Below are 16,472 nucleotides of genomic sequence, written 5' to 3'. Positions count from 1 at the left end.
CGAGGGCGACGACGAGGCCGGGGCCCTGGCCAAGATCTGCGCGGCGGTGACATCCTTGAGCGCCGGCGAGAAAGCCGCCGCCCAGCGCGCGGCGGAGGCCGCCGCCAAGGCGGCCGCGCCGGTGGCGGGGTGGAATCCGTCCGATGCGCCGCAGGTCATGCCCGGCATCGGTGCGAGCCCCGGCATCGCCATCGGCCCGGTCCATGTCCTGGCGGCGGCGGAGATCGCCGTGCCCGACGAGCCCGAGCCGCTGACCTCGGGCGCCGACCGCCTGCACCGGGCCCTGGAGACGACGGGCTACCAGCTCAAGGCGCTGGCCGACGACACCGAGCGGCGCCTCGGCAAGGCCGATGCCGGCATCTTCCGGGCCCAGGGCGAGCTGATCGCCGATACCGACCTGATCACCCTGGCCTGCCAGCTCATGGTCGAGGGCCACGGCGTCGCCTTCGCCTGGAACGCGGCGGTGGAGCGGATGGCCGGCCAGCTCTCGGCCCTCGGCAACCCCGTGCTCGCCGCCCGCGCCGCCGACCTGCGCGATGTCGGCCGCCGGGTGCTGGCGCAGATCGATCCGGCCCTGAAGAGCGGCCACGACCTGCCGGACGTGCCCTGCATCCTGATCGCCCCCGATCTCGCTCCCTCGGACACGGCGGGCCTCGACCCGGCCCGCGTCATCGGCCTCGCCACGGCGCAGGGCGGCCCGACCTCGCACACCGCGATCCTGGCGCGCACCCTCGGCATCCCGGCCCTGGTCGCCGGCGGCCCCGGCCTGCTCGGCGTCGCCAACCACACCATCGCGATCCTCGACGGCACCACCGGCCGCCTCTATCTGAACCCGAGCGAGGCGGACATCGCCTCCGCCGAAGCGTGGCGGGCCCGGCAGCGCGAACAGGCCGAGGCCGAGGCGCGGGAGCGGGCGAAGCCCGCCGAGACCCGCGACGGCCACCGCATCGCCATCGGCGCCAACGTCAACAATCCCGAGCAGGTGCCGCTCGCCCTCGATCAGGGCGCCGAGGGCGTCGGCCTGATGCGCACCGAGTTCCTGTTCCTGGAGCGGGGGCACACCCCCGACGAGGACGATCAATACGCGACCTATGCCGGGATGCTGAAGGCGCTCGGCGGCCGCCCGCTGATCGTGCGCACCCTCGATATCGGCGGCGACAAGCAGGTCGCCCATCTCCACCTGCCGAAGGAGGAGAATCCCTTCCTCGGCGTGCGTGGCGCCCGCCTGCTGCTGCGCCGGCCGGACCTGATGGAGCCGCAGCTGCGCGCGCTCTACCGGGCGGCGAAGGACCACGTGCCGGCGGACGCCCCCAAGGGCAAGGATGCGCCGCTCTCGATCATGATGCCGATGATCACCTCGGTGCCCGAAGTGATCCGCCTGCGGGAGGTGTGCGAGCGGATCCGCCGGGAGGTCGGCGCGCCGGAGGTGCCGCTCGGGATCATGATCGAGGTGCCGGCCGCCGCCGTGCAGGCCGATGCCTTCGCCCGGCATTGCGACTTCTTCTCGATCGGCACCAACGACCTCACCCAGTACACCCTGGCCATCGACCGCCAGAACACCGACCTCGCGCCGGAGGCGGATTCGCTGCACCCGGCGGTGCTGCGCCTGATCCGCCTGACCTGCGAGGGCGCCGCCCGGCACGGGCGCTTCGTCGGGGTGTGCGGCGGCATCGCCGGCGATCCGTTCGGCGCCTGCCTGCTGGCGGGACTGGGCGTGGACGAACTCTCGATGACGCCCCGCGACCTGCCCGGCGTGAAGGCCCGCCTGCGCCACGCCGCCCTGGCCGACCTGAAGGCGCTCGCGGCCAAGGCCTGCGCGCAGGAGGACGCCGCCGCCGTGCGCGCCCTCGACGACGCCCCGGCCGGAGCCTGAACCATGAGCCTCGTCACCCTCACCCTCAATCCAGCCATCGACCAGACCGTCACCCTGGACGCCCTGACGCCGGGCAGCGTCCACCGCGCCCGCTCGGTCTGGGCCGATGCCGGCGGCAAGGGCGTCAACGTCGCCAGTTGCCTCGCCGACTGGGGCCTGCCCGTCGCCGCCACCGGCGTCCTCGGCCAGGACAACGCCGCGCCCTTCACCCAGCTTCTCGCCGCCAAGGGCATCGACGACCGCTTCGTCTGGATTCCCGGCGAGACGCGCACGAACCTCAAGCTGCTCGACGCAGGCAGCGGCGAGACCACCGACATCAACCTGCCGGGGCTCGAATTCGGGCCCTCGACCGTCGAGGCGGTACGGGCGGTGCTCGGCGACCTGACCGGTCCCGGCAGCCTCGCCGTCCTCGCCGGCAGCCTGCCGCGCTCGCTCGCCGCCGATACCTATGCCCGCCTCACCGCCGAGTTGAAGCGGCGCGGTGCCCGCGTCGTCCTCGACGCCTCCGGCCCCGCCCTCGCCGCGGCCCTCGCCGCCGGGCCCGACGCGCTGCCCGACGCGATCAAGCCGAACCGGCACGAATTGGAGGAATGGGCCGGGCGCCCGCTCCCCGAGAGCGCGGACGTGCTCGATGCCGCCCGCTCCCTTCAGCGGCGCGGCATCGCCCTGGTCTGCGTCTCGCTCGGCGCTGAAGGCGCCCTGTTCGTCTCGTCCGACGGGGCGCTTCGGGCGCTGCCGCCCCCGACGCGGGTGGCGAGCACCGTCGGCGCGGGGGACGCCCTGGTCGCCGGCCTCGTCGCCGGCCTGCATGACGGCCTCGCCCTGCCCGACCTCGCCCGCCGGGCCCTCGCCTTCGCGGCGGGCAAGCTCAGCCGCACCGGAGCGAACCTGCCGGGACGGACCGAGGTGGAGGCCCTGGCGCGCGAGATTCGGGTGGAACGGCTGGACTGAACATTCGCCCCCTCTGCGGGAGAGGTGCGGCGGCGGACAGATCGAACAAAACGCGAGGAGGAAACCCATGGCTCAGTTGCTGGCCGTGGTGGGAGGCGGAGACCTCTCCACCCACGCCGTCCTCGCCGCCGAGGCTCTGCGCAAGGCGGCCGGGCGGCGCAATACGCCGATCGCCCTCGAAGTGCGCGGCAAGGGCGCGAGCGGCGCTCCGATCTCCGACGCGGCGATTGCCGAGGCGCGGGCCGTGCTGCTGGTCGGCGAAGGCGATCTCGGCGAGGGGCGGTTCGGCGCCCTGCATCGGGCACGGGCGGCCATCGACGACGTGCTGACCGACGTCAACGCGGTGTTCGACCGCCTGACCGCCGGGACGGACGCCCCCTCCGCCACCGGGACCGCCACCGCAGGTCCCAAGAAAATCGTGGCGATCACCTCCTGCCCCACCGGCATCGCCCATACCTTCATGGCCGCCGAGGGCATCCAGGCGGCGGCCCAGGCGCTCGGCCATGCCGTGCGGGTCGAGACGCAAGGGTCCGTCGGCGCCCGCGACGCCCTGACCGAGGCCGAGATCGCGGCGGCCGACCTCGTGCTCATCGCCGCCGATACCGGGGTCGACCGGACGCGCTTTGCCGGCAAAAGGGTCTATGCCACCAACACCAAGGCGGCGATCCGCGACGGCAAGGGCCTGATCGCCACGGCGCTCAGCGAGGCGCGGCTGCAAGCGGCCGGTCCGGCCGAGACGGCGGACGGGCCCGCCCGCCCGGCCGCCGCCGAGAAGAAGGCCGGCGCCTACAAGCACCTGATGACCGGCGTGTCCTTCATGCTGCCCTTCGTGGTGGCGGGCGGCCTGCTGATCGCCCTGGCCTTCGCTTTCGGGGGCATCGACGCGATGAAGCCGGAGAATGCCGGGACTTTGGGCTACGCCCTCGGCGAGATCGGCGCCAAGGCCGCCTTCGCCCTGATCGTCCCGGCTCTGGCCGGCTACATCGCCTATTCCATCGCCGACCGTCCCGGCATCGCGCCGGGCATGATCGGCGGCATGCTCGCCGCCAACCTCCAGGCCGGCTTCCTCGGCGGCATCGCGGCGGGCTTCATCGCCGGATACGCCACCGCCTTCCTCAACCAGCACATCCGGCTGCACAAGAATCTGGAGGGGCTGAAGCCCGTCCTGATCCTGCCGCTCCTCGCCACCACCATCACCGGCCTGCTGATGGTCTACGTGGTCGGCGTGCCGGTGGCGGCGATCCTCGCCGCGCTCACCGACTGGCTGAAAGGGATGCAGGGGGCGAGCGCCCTGGTGCTCGGCCTCGTGCTGGGCGGCATGATGGCGGTCGATATGGGCGGCCCGATCAACAAGGCGGCCTATGCCTCCGCCGCCGCCCTGCTCTCCTCCGGCGTCGATGCGCCGATGGCGGCGGTGATGCTCGGCGGCATGACGCCTCCGCTCGGGATCGCCCTCGCCACACGCCTGTTCCCGAACCGCTTCACGGGGCCGGAGCGCGAGGCCGGCGGTGCGGCGGCGGTGCTCGGCGCGGCCTTCATCACCGAGGGCGCCATTCCCTTCGCCGCCGCGGACCCTCTCCGGGTGATCCCCTCGATGGTGGCGGGCTCCGCCGTGGCCGGCGCCATCGCCCTGACCTCGGGTGTGACCCTCAAAGTGCCCCATGGCGGCCTGTTCGTGCTGCCGATCCCCAACGCCGTGACCAACGTGCCCGGCGCGCTGATCGCGCTCGCCGCCGGCACCGTCGTGACGGGGGTTCTGGTCGGCCTTTTGAAGAAGCGCGCCGCCTGAGGAACGGCACCGGATCCGGCGGCCACGCCGCCGGGCTCGGGTCGGCCGCAGGGCGCGGCATTCACGCCACACGCGACCGGCAAAACTGTCAAATGTGAAAATCCAATCGAATACTTGTTTCGTTTTCGGCAAAGACAGAACAACATCCAAAAACAATTGCCGAAGACTGATCGATAGAATTGGTCGACAGGGGGACAACATGAAAGCTGGAAAGGCAGCATGGGCCGCGCTCGGCCTGGGAGCGACGCTCGGAACGGGCATGACGCAGGCCGTGGCACAGGGCGATCCGGCTCAGCCCGGCCTCGCGCGGCCAGCCGAGACCGGCGCACCGCCCACCCTCCGGCGCCCGGCCCTGCGGCGGGTCGTGCGGCGCACCCCCCCGCGCCGGCCCTTCGGCAATGACGGCAGCGCCGCCGCCGCCGCCGCCGTGCTCGGCCCGAGCGCCACGCCCCCCGCCCTGCCGCCGGGCACGTTCGACCTCGGCAACGGCCTCTCGTTTCTGCTGAACTATACCGGCCAGGCAGCGGCCAATCCCATCGGCGGCATCCGCCAGGGCTCGGCCTATGCCGGCCAGCTGTTCTTCGGGATCGACGGCGACCTGAACCGGCTTGCCGGCATTGCCGGCGGCTCGTTCCACATCGCGGTCACCAACCGTCACGGCCGCAACCTCGCCGACGACTTCATCGGCAACAACACCTCGGTGCAGGAGATCTATGGCGGCGGCCAGACCACCCGCCTGACCCTGCTCTCCTATCAGCAGAAGCTGTTCGACAACCGGCTCGACCTCGAAGTCGGGCGCTTGGTCGCCAACATCAACTTCCTCAACTCGCCGGTCTATTGCAACTTCCAGACGAATTCCGCCTGCGGCAATCCGACCTTCGTGTTCAAGACCTCGAACTTCACCTTCTGGCCGGTGGCGAGTTGGGGCGGCCACGCCAAGGCATGGCTGACCGACAAGGTGTTCTTCCATGTCGGCGCCTACGAGGTGAACCCGCTGCACCAGCAGCCCGGCGATAACGGCCTCGACTTCTCGACCAAGGGCGCGACCGGGGCCATCGTGCCGTTCGAACTCGGCTACTCCACCACCTTCGCCAACGACGCCCTGCCCCGCAATTACGGCATCGGCGGCTGGGTCGACCGCTCGGACTATACCGACCCGGTGCTCGACGTGGCGGGCGGACGGCGGGTGCTGACCGGACTCTCCCCTGCCACCCGGTTCGGACGCGCGGGTGTCTATGCCCGGTTCGACCAGATGGTCTGGCGCCCGGACCCCAACGGCATCCAGGGTCTCACCCTGTTCGGCATCGCCATGGCCGGCGCGGGCGGGCGCCTTACCGAGGATTACTTTCTCGAGATCGGTGCGCTCCAGACCGGCACCTTCGCCGGCCGGCCCTACGACACGGTCGGCTTCGTCATCAACACGCAGAAATTCAGCCCGCTGGCGCTCTCGAACATCGCGGCGGCGCAGGCCTCCCTCGGCCTGTTTCGCACCATCCCGAGCCAGCAGATCATGATGGAGCTGAATTACGGCATCCAGGTCTCACCCGCGATCCGCCTGACCCCGAACCTGCAATATATCGTCAACCCGGATCAGACGCGCTTTCCCACTTACCCCAAGAACATTCCCGATGCCCTCGTGGTCGGTGCCAAGCTGTCCGTAGATTTATTCACTCTGGCCGGTCTCGCCAAAGGTCCGGGCAGCTTCTGAAGACGGCAAACGAAAAAACGGCGCGCTCATGGAAGGGCGCGCCGCTTGAGTTGACTCGCGGTCTCAGGAACGAGTCGCGGCAATATATATACAAAATTCAAACAGGCGTCTGTGGCCTCCCGGCGACACCCCCATCATTGCTCACAGATTCGTGAGAGATGAGTGACAATGAGCCGGGTTCTGAAATCCTCCGACAAGGCTCACCGTTGGCTCCGACCGCGACGGAGATCCACCGGAACCGTTCAGTTCTTCGCCAGGGCCTCGGCGAAAGCGGCGATGCGGTTGCGGGCATAGGTCGGCACGCCGGCGCTGATCGAGGAACCGGTGTTGAACGAGGAATTCCCCATCAGCACCTGCACCGGCAGCAGGTTCTTGAGCACCGGCACGCGGGCATATTCCTGCTTGCGGTCGAGCACGTCTGCCTTGATGGCGAGCGCCATGTAGGTCGTCACCACCGTCTTGCCGGGATCGTTGGGGGCCGGCTGCATCACCGCCAGGAATTTGCCGAACCGCAGGATCTGGTTGACCCAGAAGATCGTCTGTTCGAGCCCGCCGGCCACCGGGGTCTCGATCTTGGTGAGCGCGGAGAGCCCGGCGGCCTCGGCCGGCGGCAGCACCCGCAGCTCGCTCTGGAACGAGACGAATTCGGCGATCTTCTTCGAGGTCCCGAGTTCGAGCTTATTGGCGAGCTTCACCCCGAGCGGCAGCTTGCCCTCCAGATCGTAGCGCGATTCGATGCAGACGCCGCCGGCCCCGCACCAGGGCCGGTCCGGGCGCCGGGCGAAGGCGGCGGCCGGATCCTTGGTCGGCGTCGCCTCCGCCGGGTCGAGGCGCTTGTGGCGGATCACCGGATCCATCCTGGCCAGGAAGTCGAGATTGGCGAAGGCCGAGAGATCGATGGCGGAAGGCGGCTTGGCCACCACGAACCGGCCTTCCGCGACATAGACCTTCAGGGTTTCGTGGCGCTGCTTGGCCACGCCGTTCACCGTCTGGGTGTAGTCGGGCTCCCTGTAATCGGGCCAGGGGCTCAGGGCCGCGGCCTCCTGCGGCCGGCTCTTGCGCCACGCATCGAAGGCGATCAGGCCGCTCTCCGGGTTGGTCGAGGCGGCCTCGCGGTGGTCGCTGAACAGCACCGTCCCGGGCTTGAGGTCCGCGGCATCGCCGGGGGTGAGGGCCGGCACGTCCTTGACCCGATCGGAGGTCAGCGCGGCGGGCTTGGGGAGAGGCTTCGCCTCCTGCGCGCGGGCCGGGATGGCCAGGGCGAGGGCGACGAGAAGGGCGGCCGGAAACTGCCTGGGCAAAGCGAACCTCGAAGGAACGATGAGGGAACGGGCGGGAGACCGGCGTCGGCGGGCCGCGCGAGAAGCCCGGGGACGGCCCGCCTCCGGCGGCAACGGCCGGCGGGGTGTCACGCGGGACAGCTCAGTAGCGCGGGTCGTCGCCGAACAGATAGTCGGGATCGCGGCGGCGCTGCCGGGGGCGCGGCTCGGCCTCGTCGTCGAAGGGCGAGCCAAACGGCACCGGGTTCGCCTGGCCGTAGCGGTCGCGGCCGGGCCAGGCCTGCGGCTCCTCCCGGCGGTCGCGGCGCAGGCCCCAAGGATCGGCGCTCCGATCGGGCTCCGAGTCGGCGCTGCGATTCTGGCCATAGGGGTCGTAGCCGTCGCGGCGGGGGCGCGTCAGGTTGCCGAAGACGTCGCCGGCCACATCCGCCCCGTCCTCGGCATTGGCATAATCGCCGTCCTCCGCATCGGGACGCATGGCATAGAGGGTCTCGCGCGGCACCATCGCGTATTGCGTGTCGGCGACGCGGCCGTCCTTGAGGCGGAAATGCTCGATGAAGCCGCCGCCGGAGACGCGCTGGCCGCTGCGCGGCTCGATCGGCAGGTCCGCGATGAGCGCCCGCGTCTGCGGGGATGGCGGCGCCAGGGCTGTGCGCGGCACGCCGTTGGCCCAGGCCGCCTGGAAGATCGCCCTGGCGATCGGCACCGAGACATGGCCGCCGGTCTGGCCACGGCCGAGGGTGCGGCGCACCCCGTCGGCATTGTCGTAGCCGACCCAGACCACCACGGTGATCTCGTTCGAGAAGCCGGCGAACCACGCGTCGTTCTCGTTCTCCGAGGTGCCGGTCTTGCCCGCGACATAGGCCGAGATGCCGGAGAGCGCGGCGGCGGTGCCGTGCTGGGTCACGCCCTGGAGCATGGTCTTGAGCTGGTAGAAGGCGACCCCGTCGGCGGAGCCGATCCGCACCGGCGCCTTGTCGGGATGGCTGTAGACCGGCTTGCCGTCCCGCTCGACCGCTTCCAGGGCATAGGGGCTCGGGCGCGCGCCCTCGTTGGCGATGGCCGCGTAGAAGCTCGCCAGATCGATCATCCGCACCGGCTGGGCGCCGAGCACGAAGGGATAGTAGCGCTCGCACTCGGCGTAGAGCTGCGCCTCCAGGGCGATGTCGCAGACCCGCTGCAGGCTGTCGGGCGCCTTGGGGGCGATGCCGCCCTGAAGCAGGCGGGCGGTGACGAGGTTCTTCGAGAATTCGAGGCCGCGCCGCATCGTCGTCGCGCCGGAGCCGCCGCCGTCATAGTTCTTCGGCGACCAGGAATCGCCGATTCCGCCGATGGGGGGCAGCGTCACCGGCGCGTCCATCACCAGGGTGTTGGGCTGAAGCCCGGCATTCAGCGCGGCGAGGTAGGTCAGCGGCTTCAGGGTCGAGCCCGGCTGGCGCACGGTCTGCGTCACCCGGTTGAGCTGGCTCAGGGGATAGGAGAAGCCCCCGCTCATCGCCAGGATCTTCCCGGTGCGGTTCTCCAGCACGATGGCGGCGCCTTGAACCGTGGGGCGGACCCGCAGGTCGGCGCGGGGGCTGCCCTTGCCCTCGCGCAGGCGGACGCGCACCGCGTCGTAGAGCTGGAGTTTTCCGCGCGCGGGGCCGGCCTCCAGACTCGCGACCCGCCCGTCCGGCAGGCCGACCCTGATGCCGTTCTTGCCGGTCTGGAGCACCACGGCGAGGGGCCAGCGCACATCGTAGAGCTGGGGCCGGGCGGAGAGGAGCGCGCGCTGCCATGCCGGCTGGACGGCGTGCTTGGCCGGCTCCTTCGCCGCCGCCATCTTCCGGGGGCCCTTCTTCGTCTCGGATGCGGAAGCAGGCTCGGCAACGGGCGCCGGTGCGGGCACGGCAGCCTCGATGCGCTTGATGGATTCGGAAAGATTCAGCTCCGGCCCCTCGTAGCGGGCCCGGCCGGTGCCGCGCTCATAGGTCGAGAGCCCCTCCTGCAACGCCGCCTCCAGCGCGCTCTGCAGCCCGGCATTCACCGTGGCGCGCACGGTGTAGGAGGCGCTGGTGAGGGAATCGAGCCCGGCGAAGGTGCGGGCCTCGCGGGCGATGTGATCGACGAGGTAGAAGCCGGAATCCTGGCGCGCGGCATCCGGCGGCTTGATGCCGAGGTCGCTCGCCATCGCCGCGTTCATCTGCGCCTCGGTGATGGTGCCCTCTTCCTTCATGCGGCTGAGCACGTAGGCGCGCCGCTCACGGGCCCGCTCGGGGTACTTGTCGGGGCTATAATAGTTCGGGCCCTTCGGCAGCCCGGCGAGCAGGGCGGCCTCCGGCAGGGTGAGCGCCCCCACCGACTTCCCGAACCATGAGCGCGCGGCCATCTCGATGCCGTAGGCGCCGCGGCCGAGATAGATGCCGTTGAGGTAGAGCCCGAGGATCTGCGGCTTGGTCTGGAGCCGCTCCAGGCGCGAGGCCACGATCATCTCGCGGATCTTGCGCTCGTAGGTGACGTCGTCGCCGACCGAGAGGTTCTTCACCACCTGCTGGGTGATGGTGGAGCCGCCGGCCGGGCGCCCCGGCGAGGCGAGGTTGCCGACGAAGGCGCGGATCACGCCGCGCTCGTCGATGCCGTGATGGCTGTAGAAGCGCTTGTCCTCGGCCGCGACGAAGGCCTTCTGCACGAGGTCCGGCACCTGATCGATCGGCACGACGAGGCGCCGCCCATGGGCCTCGAAGGTTTCCGAATAGGGCTTTCCGGCCGCGTCCATGATCACGCTGGCGCTGGCGAGCTTGATGTCGCGCAGGGCCTCCGCCGAGGGCAGGTCCTTCACCGCATTGTTGTAGAAGGCGATCACCGCCCCCGCCTCGAAGGGCGAGTTGGCCGGGTTCTCGCCCTTGCAGAACTGCTTGTAGCTCGTGTTCAGCTCGGTCAGATCGAGCCCGTGCAGGATCTTGGGTGCGTTGTCGCCCGCCACCGCGCTCGGATCCTCCATGGCGGTGGAGATCAGCTCGTCGAGGTTGATGTCCTCGATGTCGAAGGATTTGCGCATATGGGCGCAGCCCTCGCGCAGGATGCGCACGACCTCGGCGCCGTCCTTGGTGGCATCGAACTGGGTCCGCACCGCATCGGGCCGCGTCGTGACCTGGCTGAGGGTCAGCGCGGTCGCGAACAGCTTGATCAGGATGGCATTCATCGAGCGGTATCAGGACCCCGGACCGGACGCGGCGGACAGCGTGCCGGCGCCGATAAGGCGGCGCACAACGCGGCTGATTTATGGACGCCTCCGGCCTCCGCCCACTCTCGGCGGGGATGGCGCGGGGTTCGGCTTGGCCGGAAGCCCGCCGCGTCCCATGGAACGGGAGCGCGCCACGATAAAAGGGGCGACCGCTGCGGCGGCCGCCCCTTTTGAAAGGACGATGGTGCGGGAGCCGGATCCCGCATCGGAGGGTGGCGGGCCTTTAGCGCAGGAGCTGGAGGATGCCCTGCTGGGCCTGATTGGCCAGGGACAGGGCCGAGATGCCCAGCGACTGGCGGGTCGACAGCGCCTGCGAGTTCGCCGCCTCCTCGTTGAGGTCGGCGTTGGTCAGGTTCGACGCGCCGGTATCGAGGATGTTGACGAGGCGCTTGGTGAAATCCTGCCGGTTCTGGACCACCGAAAGGTTGGAGCCGAAAGTGGAGCTGGCCGACCGCAGGGTATCCGAGGCCGAGGTGAGGCTTCCCAGTGTCGTCTTGACGTCGGCATCGAGCAGGAAGTTGCCCTGACCGTTGGTGCTCGCGCCGGAATTGCCGTTGATCGGGTTGAGCTTGAGGCCGGACGCGGTCAGATCCTTGCCCTGAACGTCGAGATTGGCGGTGTCCTTCTCGTTGAAGCTGATATGCAGCTTGTTGGAAGGATCGCCGTTGCTGATCAGGTTGACGCCGTTGAAGCTCGCGTCCTTGGCGAGCTGCGTGATCTGGATCAGCAGGCTGTTATACTGTTCGGCGAGCTTCGCGCGGGTATCGACGCCCGCGATGGTGAGGTTCGCGCTGGTGGCCGCCACCGTGTTGCCGGTGCCGTACTTGTCCGCCGTGTCGGAGCCCGAACCGACGGCGAAGCCCAGCGCCGTCTGGTCACCCGAGGTCTTGAACTCCACGGCGGAGCTGGCGTTCAGCACCATCTTCTTGCCCGACGTGTCCTTCGAGAACATCGTCGAGCCGGCCGCGGTGTTGAGCGCGGTGATCGCGGCCTCGATGGTCGAGTTGCTGGCGATCGTCGCCGTCTTGGTCGCACCGTTGACGTAGAAATTGACGGTGGTGCTCGTCGTGGTGCTGGCGGCGAAGTCCGTGCCGGCGGTGCCGGTGGTGGTGATCTGGGTCGAGAGCGCTTGGTTGGCGGTCGACTTGGCCGAGTCGATCAGCTTCTGGATCGAGGTGATGCCCTGGTTGGCCGCCTGGATCGTCTGGATGCCGTTCGAGATCGAATCGAGCAGGCCGCTCAGATCCCCTGAACGGCTCTGGAAGGACTGTGCCGTGAAGAAGTTCACGGGGTTGTCGAGGGCCGACGACACCTTGAGGCCGGTGGCGAGGCGGTTCTGGGTCGTGGCCGTCAGGGCCGCGGTGTCCTGAAGCGAGAGCAGGTTCTGGCGGGTGGCGGCGGAGAGCGTGACGCTGTTGGACATGGGTGGACACCCCGTTCGGACGGATGCCAAACCGGCATTAGGGTTAATACAACACGGCCCCGGTTGCCGTTGGGTTAACGAACCCTTCTGCCTGTGACGCTTCCTGTTCCCGGAATGTAAAAACGACCGGGGCCCGCGCCCCGGTCGTTTTTGCCGGATCTTTGCTTGAGAGCGTTCGTTCGGTCCCGGCGCCCTCGCACCGAAGCGGTTTCCGCCTCGGCGCGAGGGTGTCTCAGGGCACTGGGCCTTAGCGCAGGAGCTGGAGGATGCCCTGCTGCGCCTGGTTGGCCAGGGACAGGGCCGAGATGCCCAGCGACTGGCGGGTCGACAGCGCCTGCGAGTTCGCCGCTTCGAGGTTGAGGTCGGCGTTGGTCAGGTTCGACGCGCCGGTATCCAGCACGTTGATCAGGTTCTTCGAGAAGGTCTGCCGGTTCTGCACCACCGAGAGGTTGGAGCCGAAGGTGGAGCTGGCCGACCGCAGCGTGTCCGAGGCCGAGCTCAGACCCGTCAACGTCGTCTTGATGTCGGTATCGAGCAGGAAGTTGCCCTGACCGTTGGTGCTCGCGCCGGAATTGCCGGTGATCGAGTTGAGCTTGAGGCCGGTCGCGGTCAGATCCTTGCCCTGAACGTCAAGGTTCGAGGTGTCCTTCTCGTTGAAGCTGATATGCAGCTTGTTCGAGGCATCGCCGTTGCTGATCAGGTTCGTGCCGTTGAAGCTCGCGTCCTTGGCGAGCTGCGTGATCTGGATCAGCAGGCTGTTATACTGCTCGGCGAGCTTCGCGCGGGTATCGACGCCCGCGACGGTCAGGTTCGCGCTGGTGGCCGCCACCGTGTTGCCGGTGCCGTACTTGTCCGCCGTGTCGGAGCCCGAACCGACGGCGAAGCCCAGCGCCGTCTGGTCACCCGAGGTCTTGAACTCCACGGCGGCGCTGGCGTTCAGCACCATCTTCTTGCCGCTGGTGTCCTTCGAGAACATCGTCGAGCCGGCCGCGGTGTTGAGCGCGGTGATCGCGGCATCGATGGTCGAGCCACTGGCGATCGTCGCCGTCTTGGTCGCACCGTTGACGTAGAAGTTGACGGTGGTGTTGCTGCTGGTGCTGGCGGCGAAGTCCGTGCCGGCGGTGCCGGTGGTGGTGATCTGGGTCGAGAGCGCTTGGTTGGCGGTCGACTTGGCCGAGTCGATCAGCTTCTGGATCGAAGTGATGCCCTGGTTGGCCGCCTGGATCGCCTGGATGCCGTTCGAGATGCCGTCGAGCAGGCCGCTGAGGTCTGTCGAGCGGTTCGACAGGTTCTGGGCGGTGAAGAAGTTGACCGGGCTGTCGAGGGCCGACGACACCTTGAGGCCGGTGGCGAGGCGGTTCTGGGTCGTCGCCGTCTGAGACGCGGTGTCCTGCAGCGAGAGCAGGTTCTGGCGGGTGGCGGCGGAAAGGGTGATGCCGGAAGACATGGGGCGATCCTTGTGGGTCTGGATGCCGCCTTTTTGGCGACACCCACACCCTTCCCGCCGCCCCTTGCCGAGTCCTTAATCGGATCGGAGAATACGCCGTCTACCGCTCGTTTCCGGCAAGAACAGCGGCACGTCCTGCGGTCATGGTTAAGAAATTCTCGCAGCCCTTGCCGACACTTTACCCATCAAGGAACTGGTCATCATGGCCCTGCGCATCGAGCTCAAGCCTCAGGAGCGGCTGATCATCAACGGCGCGCTGATCCGCAACGGCGACCGCCGCTCGGTCTTCGTGATCGAGAATCAGTGCAAGTTCCTGCGCGAGAGCGAGATCATCTCCGAAACCGAGGCCGACACCGCCGCCAAGCGGCTCTGCGTTACGCTCCAGTTCATCTATCTCGCCGACAACCCGGCGGAGGCCGAGGATCTGTTCGTGCGCCAAGCCAGCGAAATCCTGGAGGCGGTGCCCAGCACGGCACCCTACATCCTAGCGATCCAGGACGAGCTGTCGGCGCGTCAGTATCACCGCGCGATCAAGCGCGGGCGCGAATTGATCGCCTACGAACGCCAGCTCCATGATCGTCTCGCAACAGCGCCGGCCGCCGGGGGCTGAGCGGGCTCACGCGGCAGAACCGGCGGCCTGCGGTAAGGTTCTTGCTTGCCGCGGCCTGAACCTGAACAGGGAGTCGACATCCGACATGAAGCGTTTTTCCGCCGCCTTGCCGGCCGGCCTGATCGTCCTCCTGCCCCATGCCGCGCTCGCCCATCCGGGACACGGTGAGGCCAGCGGTCTGGCGCAGGGCCTGCTGCATCCGGTCGGGGGAGCCGACCACATGCTCGCCATGGTCGCGGTCGGGCTGCTCGCGGCCTTCTATGGCGGACGGGCGCTCTGGGCGCTGCCGCTCTCCTTTCTCGGGATGATGACGCTCGGTGCCGGCCTCGGGATAACGGGCCTCGCCCTGCCCTATGTGGAGATCGGCATCGGCCTGTCGGTGGTGGCCTTCGGCCTCGCCTTGGCGCTGCGCGTCGCGGCGCCTCTGGCGGCGCTCATGGCGCTGGTCGGCGGATTCGCCGTGTTCCACGGCTACGCCCACGGCGCCGAAATGCCGGAGAGCGCGTCGGGCCTGGCCTATGGCCTCGGCTTTCTCGCCGCGACGGCGGCGCTGCACCTCGCCGGCCTCGGCCTCGGGCGCGTCCTCAACGGCCGGCAGGCTTCGCTCCGAATCCTGCCGCAAGTTCTGGGCGGCGCCCTCACCGTGGCGGGCCTCGCCCTGCTGGTCCAGGCGGCCTGACCGCCTCCGGGCGCCGCAGGTTCAGACGATGCCGCTCGCCTCGTAAGGCCAGGGCTTGCCGAGATGGGCCGCGACCCGGGCGGCCTCGGGGCCGACCGCCTCCACCGCCGCCTGCACCTGCTCGACGGGGACCTCGAACCGGCGGGCCCAATAGGCGCGGTCACGGGGCTCGTCGAGCACCACCGTGGCGGGATCGCCGCTCGCCGCGTCTCCCCCGCCGGACCTGTCCTGCACCATGTCTCGGCCGCTCCCTGATCGCCCCCGCCTTCACGGCGGGCTTGAGCGATTAACGGGCGGGCGGGGCCCGGAGGTTCCGCGGCCGGGCGCCGAAACCGGCCTTCCCGAGGCTCAGGCCTGCCCCGTCACCGGCCGCAGCGTGGTGGTGCGGGCAGGCTCTGGGGCGATGTGGAAGGCGGCCGGGCGACGGAACAGGAAATCCAGGCGGGTTCCGCGCACGATCCGCTCGAAGGCGAGCGGCAGGATCACCGCCGCCGCGGTCACGAGCAGGCTCGCGAGCCCGACGCCGAGCGCGAGGTCGGGCTCGGCGAGATTGAACTTGGCGATCAGGCTGCGGGTGAGCGCCATCGGCAGGAAGAAGCCGAGATAGATCACGATGGAGCGCTCGCCGCAGGCGCGCAGGGCGGCGGTGGCGGGCCCGCCGGCGCGGACCATCAGGTTGGCGAAGGCGACGATGGCGAGAGCGCCGGCCGCGCCGAGCCCGAGGCTGACCAGCGGCAGGCGCGAGAGGGTCGGCAAGGCCTCGATCCCCGTCGGCATGAACACGACAACGGCCTCCAGTGCGGCCCAGAGGGCGAGCCCGGCCACAGCCGGCACAACTGCGGCCCGCACCCGGTCGGCGAAGCGGAAGATCCACTCGGCGAAGAGAAAGCCGCCTAGAAAATAGACGTAGCGTTCGCAGAACTCGTCAACGAGTTCGGGCATGCCGCTGGTCGGCAGAATCTGCAGGATGGCGGCCACGAGCAGCAGGGCGGCCGGCGGCACCCGGCGGTGGAGGAGCTTCGTCACCACCGAAAACACGGCGAGCAGGTAGACGAACCACAGCGTCGAGTAGGGCACCACCAGCGCCTCGGCGAGGTGGAAGCCGAAGGCCGCGAGCGTGCCGGACATCCCGTCCGCCCCGGCGACGATGGAGCCGGCCTTGAACACCGACTGGATCAGCACCCACAGCCCGTAGAAATAGGCGAAATGGACCACGCGCCGATCCGCGAACAGGCGCCAGTCGCGGTCGATCACCCGGCCGAGGAACAGACCCGAGAGCAGGAAGAAGTCCGGGATCCGGAACGGCTTGGCGAATTCCACGACGCCGTGCAGGAAACCCTCGCCGCCCAGGGCCTCGCCGGTGCCGAGCGTCGAATGCATCATCACGACGAGGATGATGCACAGGCCCTTGGCGACATCGACCCAGGCGAGCCGGGCCGCCTCGTCGGGACGGGGGCGGATGGGGTGAGTGGCCGCAGTCATGGGGGGC

12 protein-coding genes are annotated in these 16,472 nt (G+C 69.4%); 6 read left to right on the top strand and 6 right to left on the bottom strand.

Annotation, left to right across the window (positions count from 1 at the left end; translation table 11 throughout):
• The 4 genes from ptsP to MZTS_RS02390 all read left to right on the top strand — a co-directional run.
• On the top strand, positions 1 to 1,873 hold a 1,873-nt coding region (gene ptsP / locus MZTS_RS02405; RefSeq protein WP_192281088.1), incomplete at its 5' end, for a phosphoenolpyruvate--protein phosphotransferase.
• Positions 1,874 to 1,876: 3 nt separating this feature from the next.
• Positions 1,877 to 2,824, top strand: a complete 948-nt coding sequence (gene pfkB, locus MZTS_RS02400; protein ID WP_192281085.1) for a 1-phosphofructokinase — start codon at positions 1,877 to 1,879, stop codon at positions 2,822 to 2,824.
• A 67-nt stretch (positions 2,825 to 2,891) separates the two neighbouring features.
• Positions 2,892 to 4,613 carry a fructose-specific PTS transporter subunit EIIC gene (locus MZTS_RS02395; protein ID WP_192281082.1) on the top strand — a complete coding sequence of 574 codons (1,722 nt, stop codon included), beginning with the start codon at positions 2,892 to 2,894 and terminating at the stop codon, positions 4,611 to 4,613.
• 199 nt (positions 4,614 to 4,812) lie between these two features.
• Entirely contained in the window at positions 4,813 to 6,321 is a 1,509-nt protein-coding gene (locus MZTS_RS02390; RefSeq protein ID WP_192281080.1) for a carbohydrate porin, read from the top strand.
• A 242-nt stretch (positions 6,322 to 6,563) separates the two neighbouring features.
• Here MZTS_RS02390 and MZTS_RS02385 read toward each other — a convergent pair whose 3' ends face one another.
• The 4 genes from MZTS_RS02385 to MZTS_RS02370 form a co-directional block, all read right to left on the bottom strand.
• Positions 6,564 to 7,622, bottom strand: coding sequence for a hypothetical protein (locus MZTS_RS02385; protein WP_192281077.1), 1,059 nt, complete (start codon positions 7,620 to 7,622; stop codon positions 6,564 to 6,566).
• A gap of 121 nt (positions 7,623 to 7,743) precedes the next feature.
• Positions 7,744 to 10,782 (bottom strand): penicillin-binding protein 1A, encoded by a 3,039-nt coding sequence (locus MZTS_RS02380; RefSeq protein ID WP_192281074.1) that lies wholly within the window; start codon positions 10,780 to 10,782, stop codon positions 7,744 to 7,746.
• 265 nt (positions 10,783 to 11,047) lie between these two features.
• On the bottom strand, positions 11,048 to 12,247 hold the full coding sequence (locus tag MZTS_RS02375; RefSeq protein WP_192281071.1) for a flagellin N-terminal helical domain-containing protein: 1,200 nt from the start codon (positions 12,245 to 12,247) through the stop codon (positions 11,048 to 11,050).
• A 247-nt stretch (positions 12,248 to 12,494) separates the two neighbouring features.
• On the bottom strand, positions 12,495 to 13,694 hold the full coding sequence (locus MZTS_RS02370; protein WP_192281068.1) for a flagellin N-terminal helical domain-containing protein: 1,200 nt from the start codon (positions 13,692 to 13,694) through the stop codon (positions 12,495 to 12,497).
• A 202-nt stretch (positions 13,695 to 13,896) separates the two neighbouring features.
• On the opposite strand from MZTS_RS02370, the gene MZTS_RS02365 reads away from it, so the two are divergent.
• Together MZTS_RS02365 and MZTS_RS02360 are read left to right on the top strand one after the other, a co-directional pair.
• Entirely contained in the window at positions 13,897 to 14,304 is a 408-nt protein-coding gene (locus MZTS_RS02365; RefSeq protein WP_192281066.1) for a flagellar biosynthesis repressor FlbT, read from the top strand.
• A gap of 85 nt (positions 14,305 to 14,389) precedes the next feature.
• Positions 14,390 to 14,983 carry a HupE/UreJ family protein gene (locus tag MZTS_RS02360; RefSeq protein ID WP_192281063.1) on the top strand — a complete coding sequence of 198 codons (594 nt, stop codon included), beginning with the start codon at positions 14,390 to 14,392 and terminating at the stop codon, positions 14,981 to 14,983.
• A gap of 21 nt (positions 14,984 to 15,004) precedes the next feature.
• Here the strand turns inward: MZTS_RS02360 and MZTS_RS02355 are convergent, their stop codons facing one another.
• Both MZTS_RS02355 and MZTS_RS02350 read right to left on the bottom strand, forming a co-directional pair.
• Complete coding sequence (locus MZTS_RS02355; RefSeq protein ID WP_009863306.1) at positions 15,005 to 15,220, bottom strand: DUF3606 domain-containing protein; 216 nt, start codon at positions 15,218 to 15,220, stop codon at positions 15,005 to 15,007.
• 111 nt (positions 15,221 to 15,331) lie between these two features.
• Positions 15,332 to 16,465 (bottom strand): acyltransferase family protein, encoded by a 1,134-nt coding sequence (locus MZTS_RS02350; RefSeq protein ID WP_192281060.1) that lies wholly within the window; start codon positions 16,463 to 16,465, stop codon positions 15,332 to 15,334.
• Between the last annotated feature and the right edge of the window lie 7 nt (positions 16,466 to 16,472).

The sequence above is a fragment of the Methylorubrum zatmanii genome (assembly GCF_014845115.1).
Lineage (GTDB): Bacteria > Pseudomonadota > Alphaproteobacteria > Rhizobiales > Beijerinckiaceae > Methylobacterium > Methylobacterium zatmanii.
The sequence above is the reverse complement of the archived record's forward strand: the minus strand, read 5'-3'. Positions and strand labels throughout refer to the sequence as shown.

What these genes read in the sequence shown, in the direction of transcription:
- pfkB (WP_192281085.1), top strand. Translation starts at nt 1,877, where the DNA reads ATGAGCCTCGTCACCCTCACCCTCAATCCAGCCATCGACCAGACCGTC.
- MZTS_RS02380 (WP_192281074.1), bottom strand. Translation starts at nt 10,782, where the DNA reads ATGAATGCCATCCTGATCAAGCTGTTCGCGACCGCGCTGACCCTCAGC.
- MZTS_RS02360 (WP_192281063.1), top strand. Translation starts at nt 14,390, where the DNA reads ATGAAGCGTTTTTCCGCCGCCTTGCCGGCCGGCCTGATCGTCCTCCTG.
- MZTS_RS02370 (WP_192281068.1), bottom strand. Translation starts at nt 13,694, where the DNA reads ATGTCTTCCGGCATCACCCTTTCCGCCGCCACCCGCCAGAACCTGCTC.
- MZTS_RS02355 (WP_009863306.1), bottom strand. Translation starts at nt 15,220, where the DNA reads ATGGTGCAGGACAGGTCCGGCGGGGGAGACGCGGCGAGCGGCGATCCC.
- MZTS_RS02390 (WP_192281080.1), top strand. Translation starts at nt 4,813, where the DNA reads ATGAAAGCTGGAAAGGCAGCATGGGCCGCGCTCGGCCTGGGAGCGACG.
- MZTS_RS02350 (WP_192281060.1), bottom strand. Translation starts at nt 16,465, where the DNA reads ATGACTGCGGCCACTCACCCCATCCGCCCCCGTCCCGACGAGGCGGCC.
- MZTS_RS02365 (WP_192281066.1), top strand. Translation starts at nt 13,897, where the DNA reads ATGGCCCTGCGCATCGAGCTCAAGCCTCAGGAGCGGCTGATCATCAAC.
- MZTS_RS02395 (WP_192281082.1), top strand. Translation starts at nt 2,892, where the DNA reads ATGGCTCAGTTGCTGGCCGTGGTGGGAGGCGGAGACCTCTCCACCCAC.
- MZTS_RS02375 (WP_192281071.1), bottom strand. Translation starts at nt 12,247, where the DNA reads ATGTCCAACAGCGTCACGCTCTCCGCCGCCACCCGCCAGAACCTGCTC.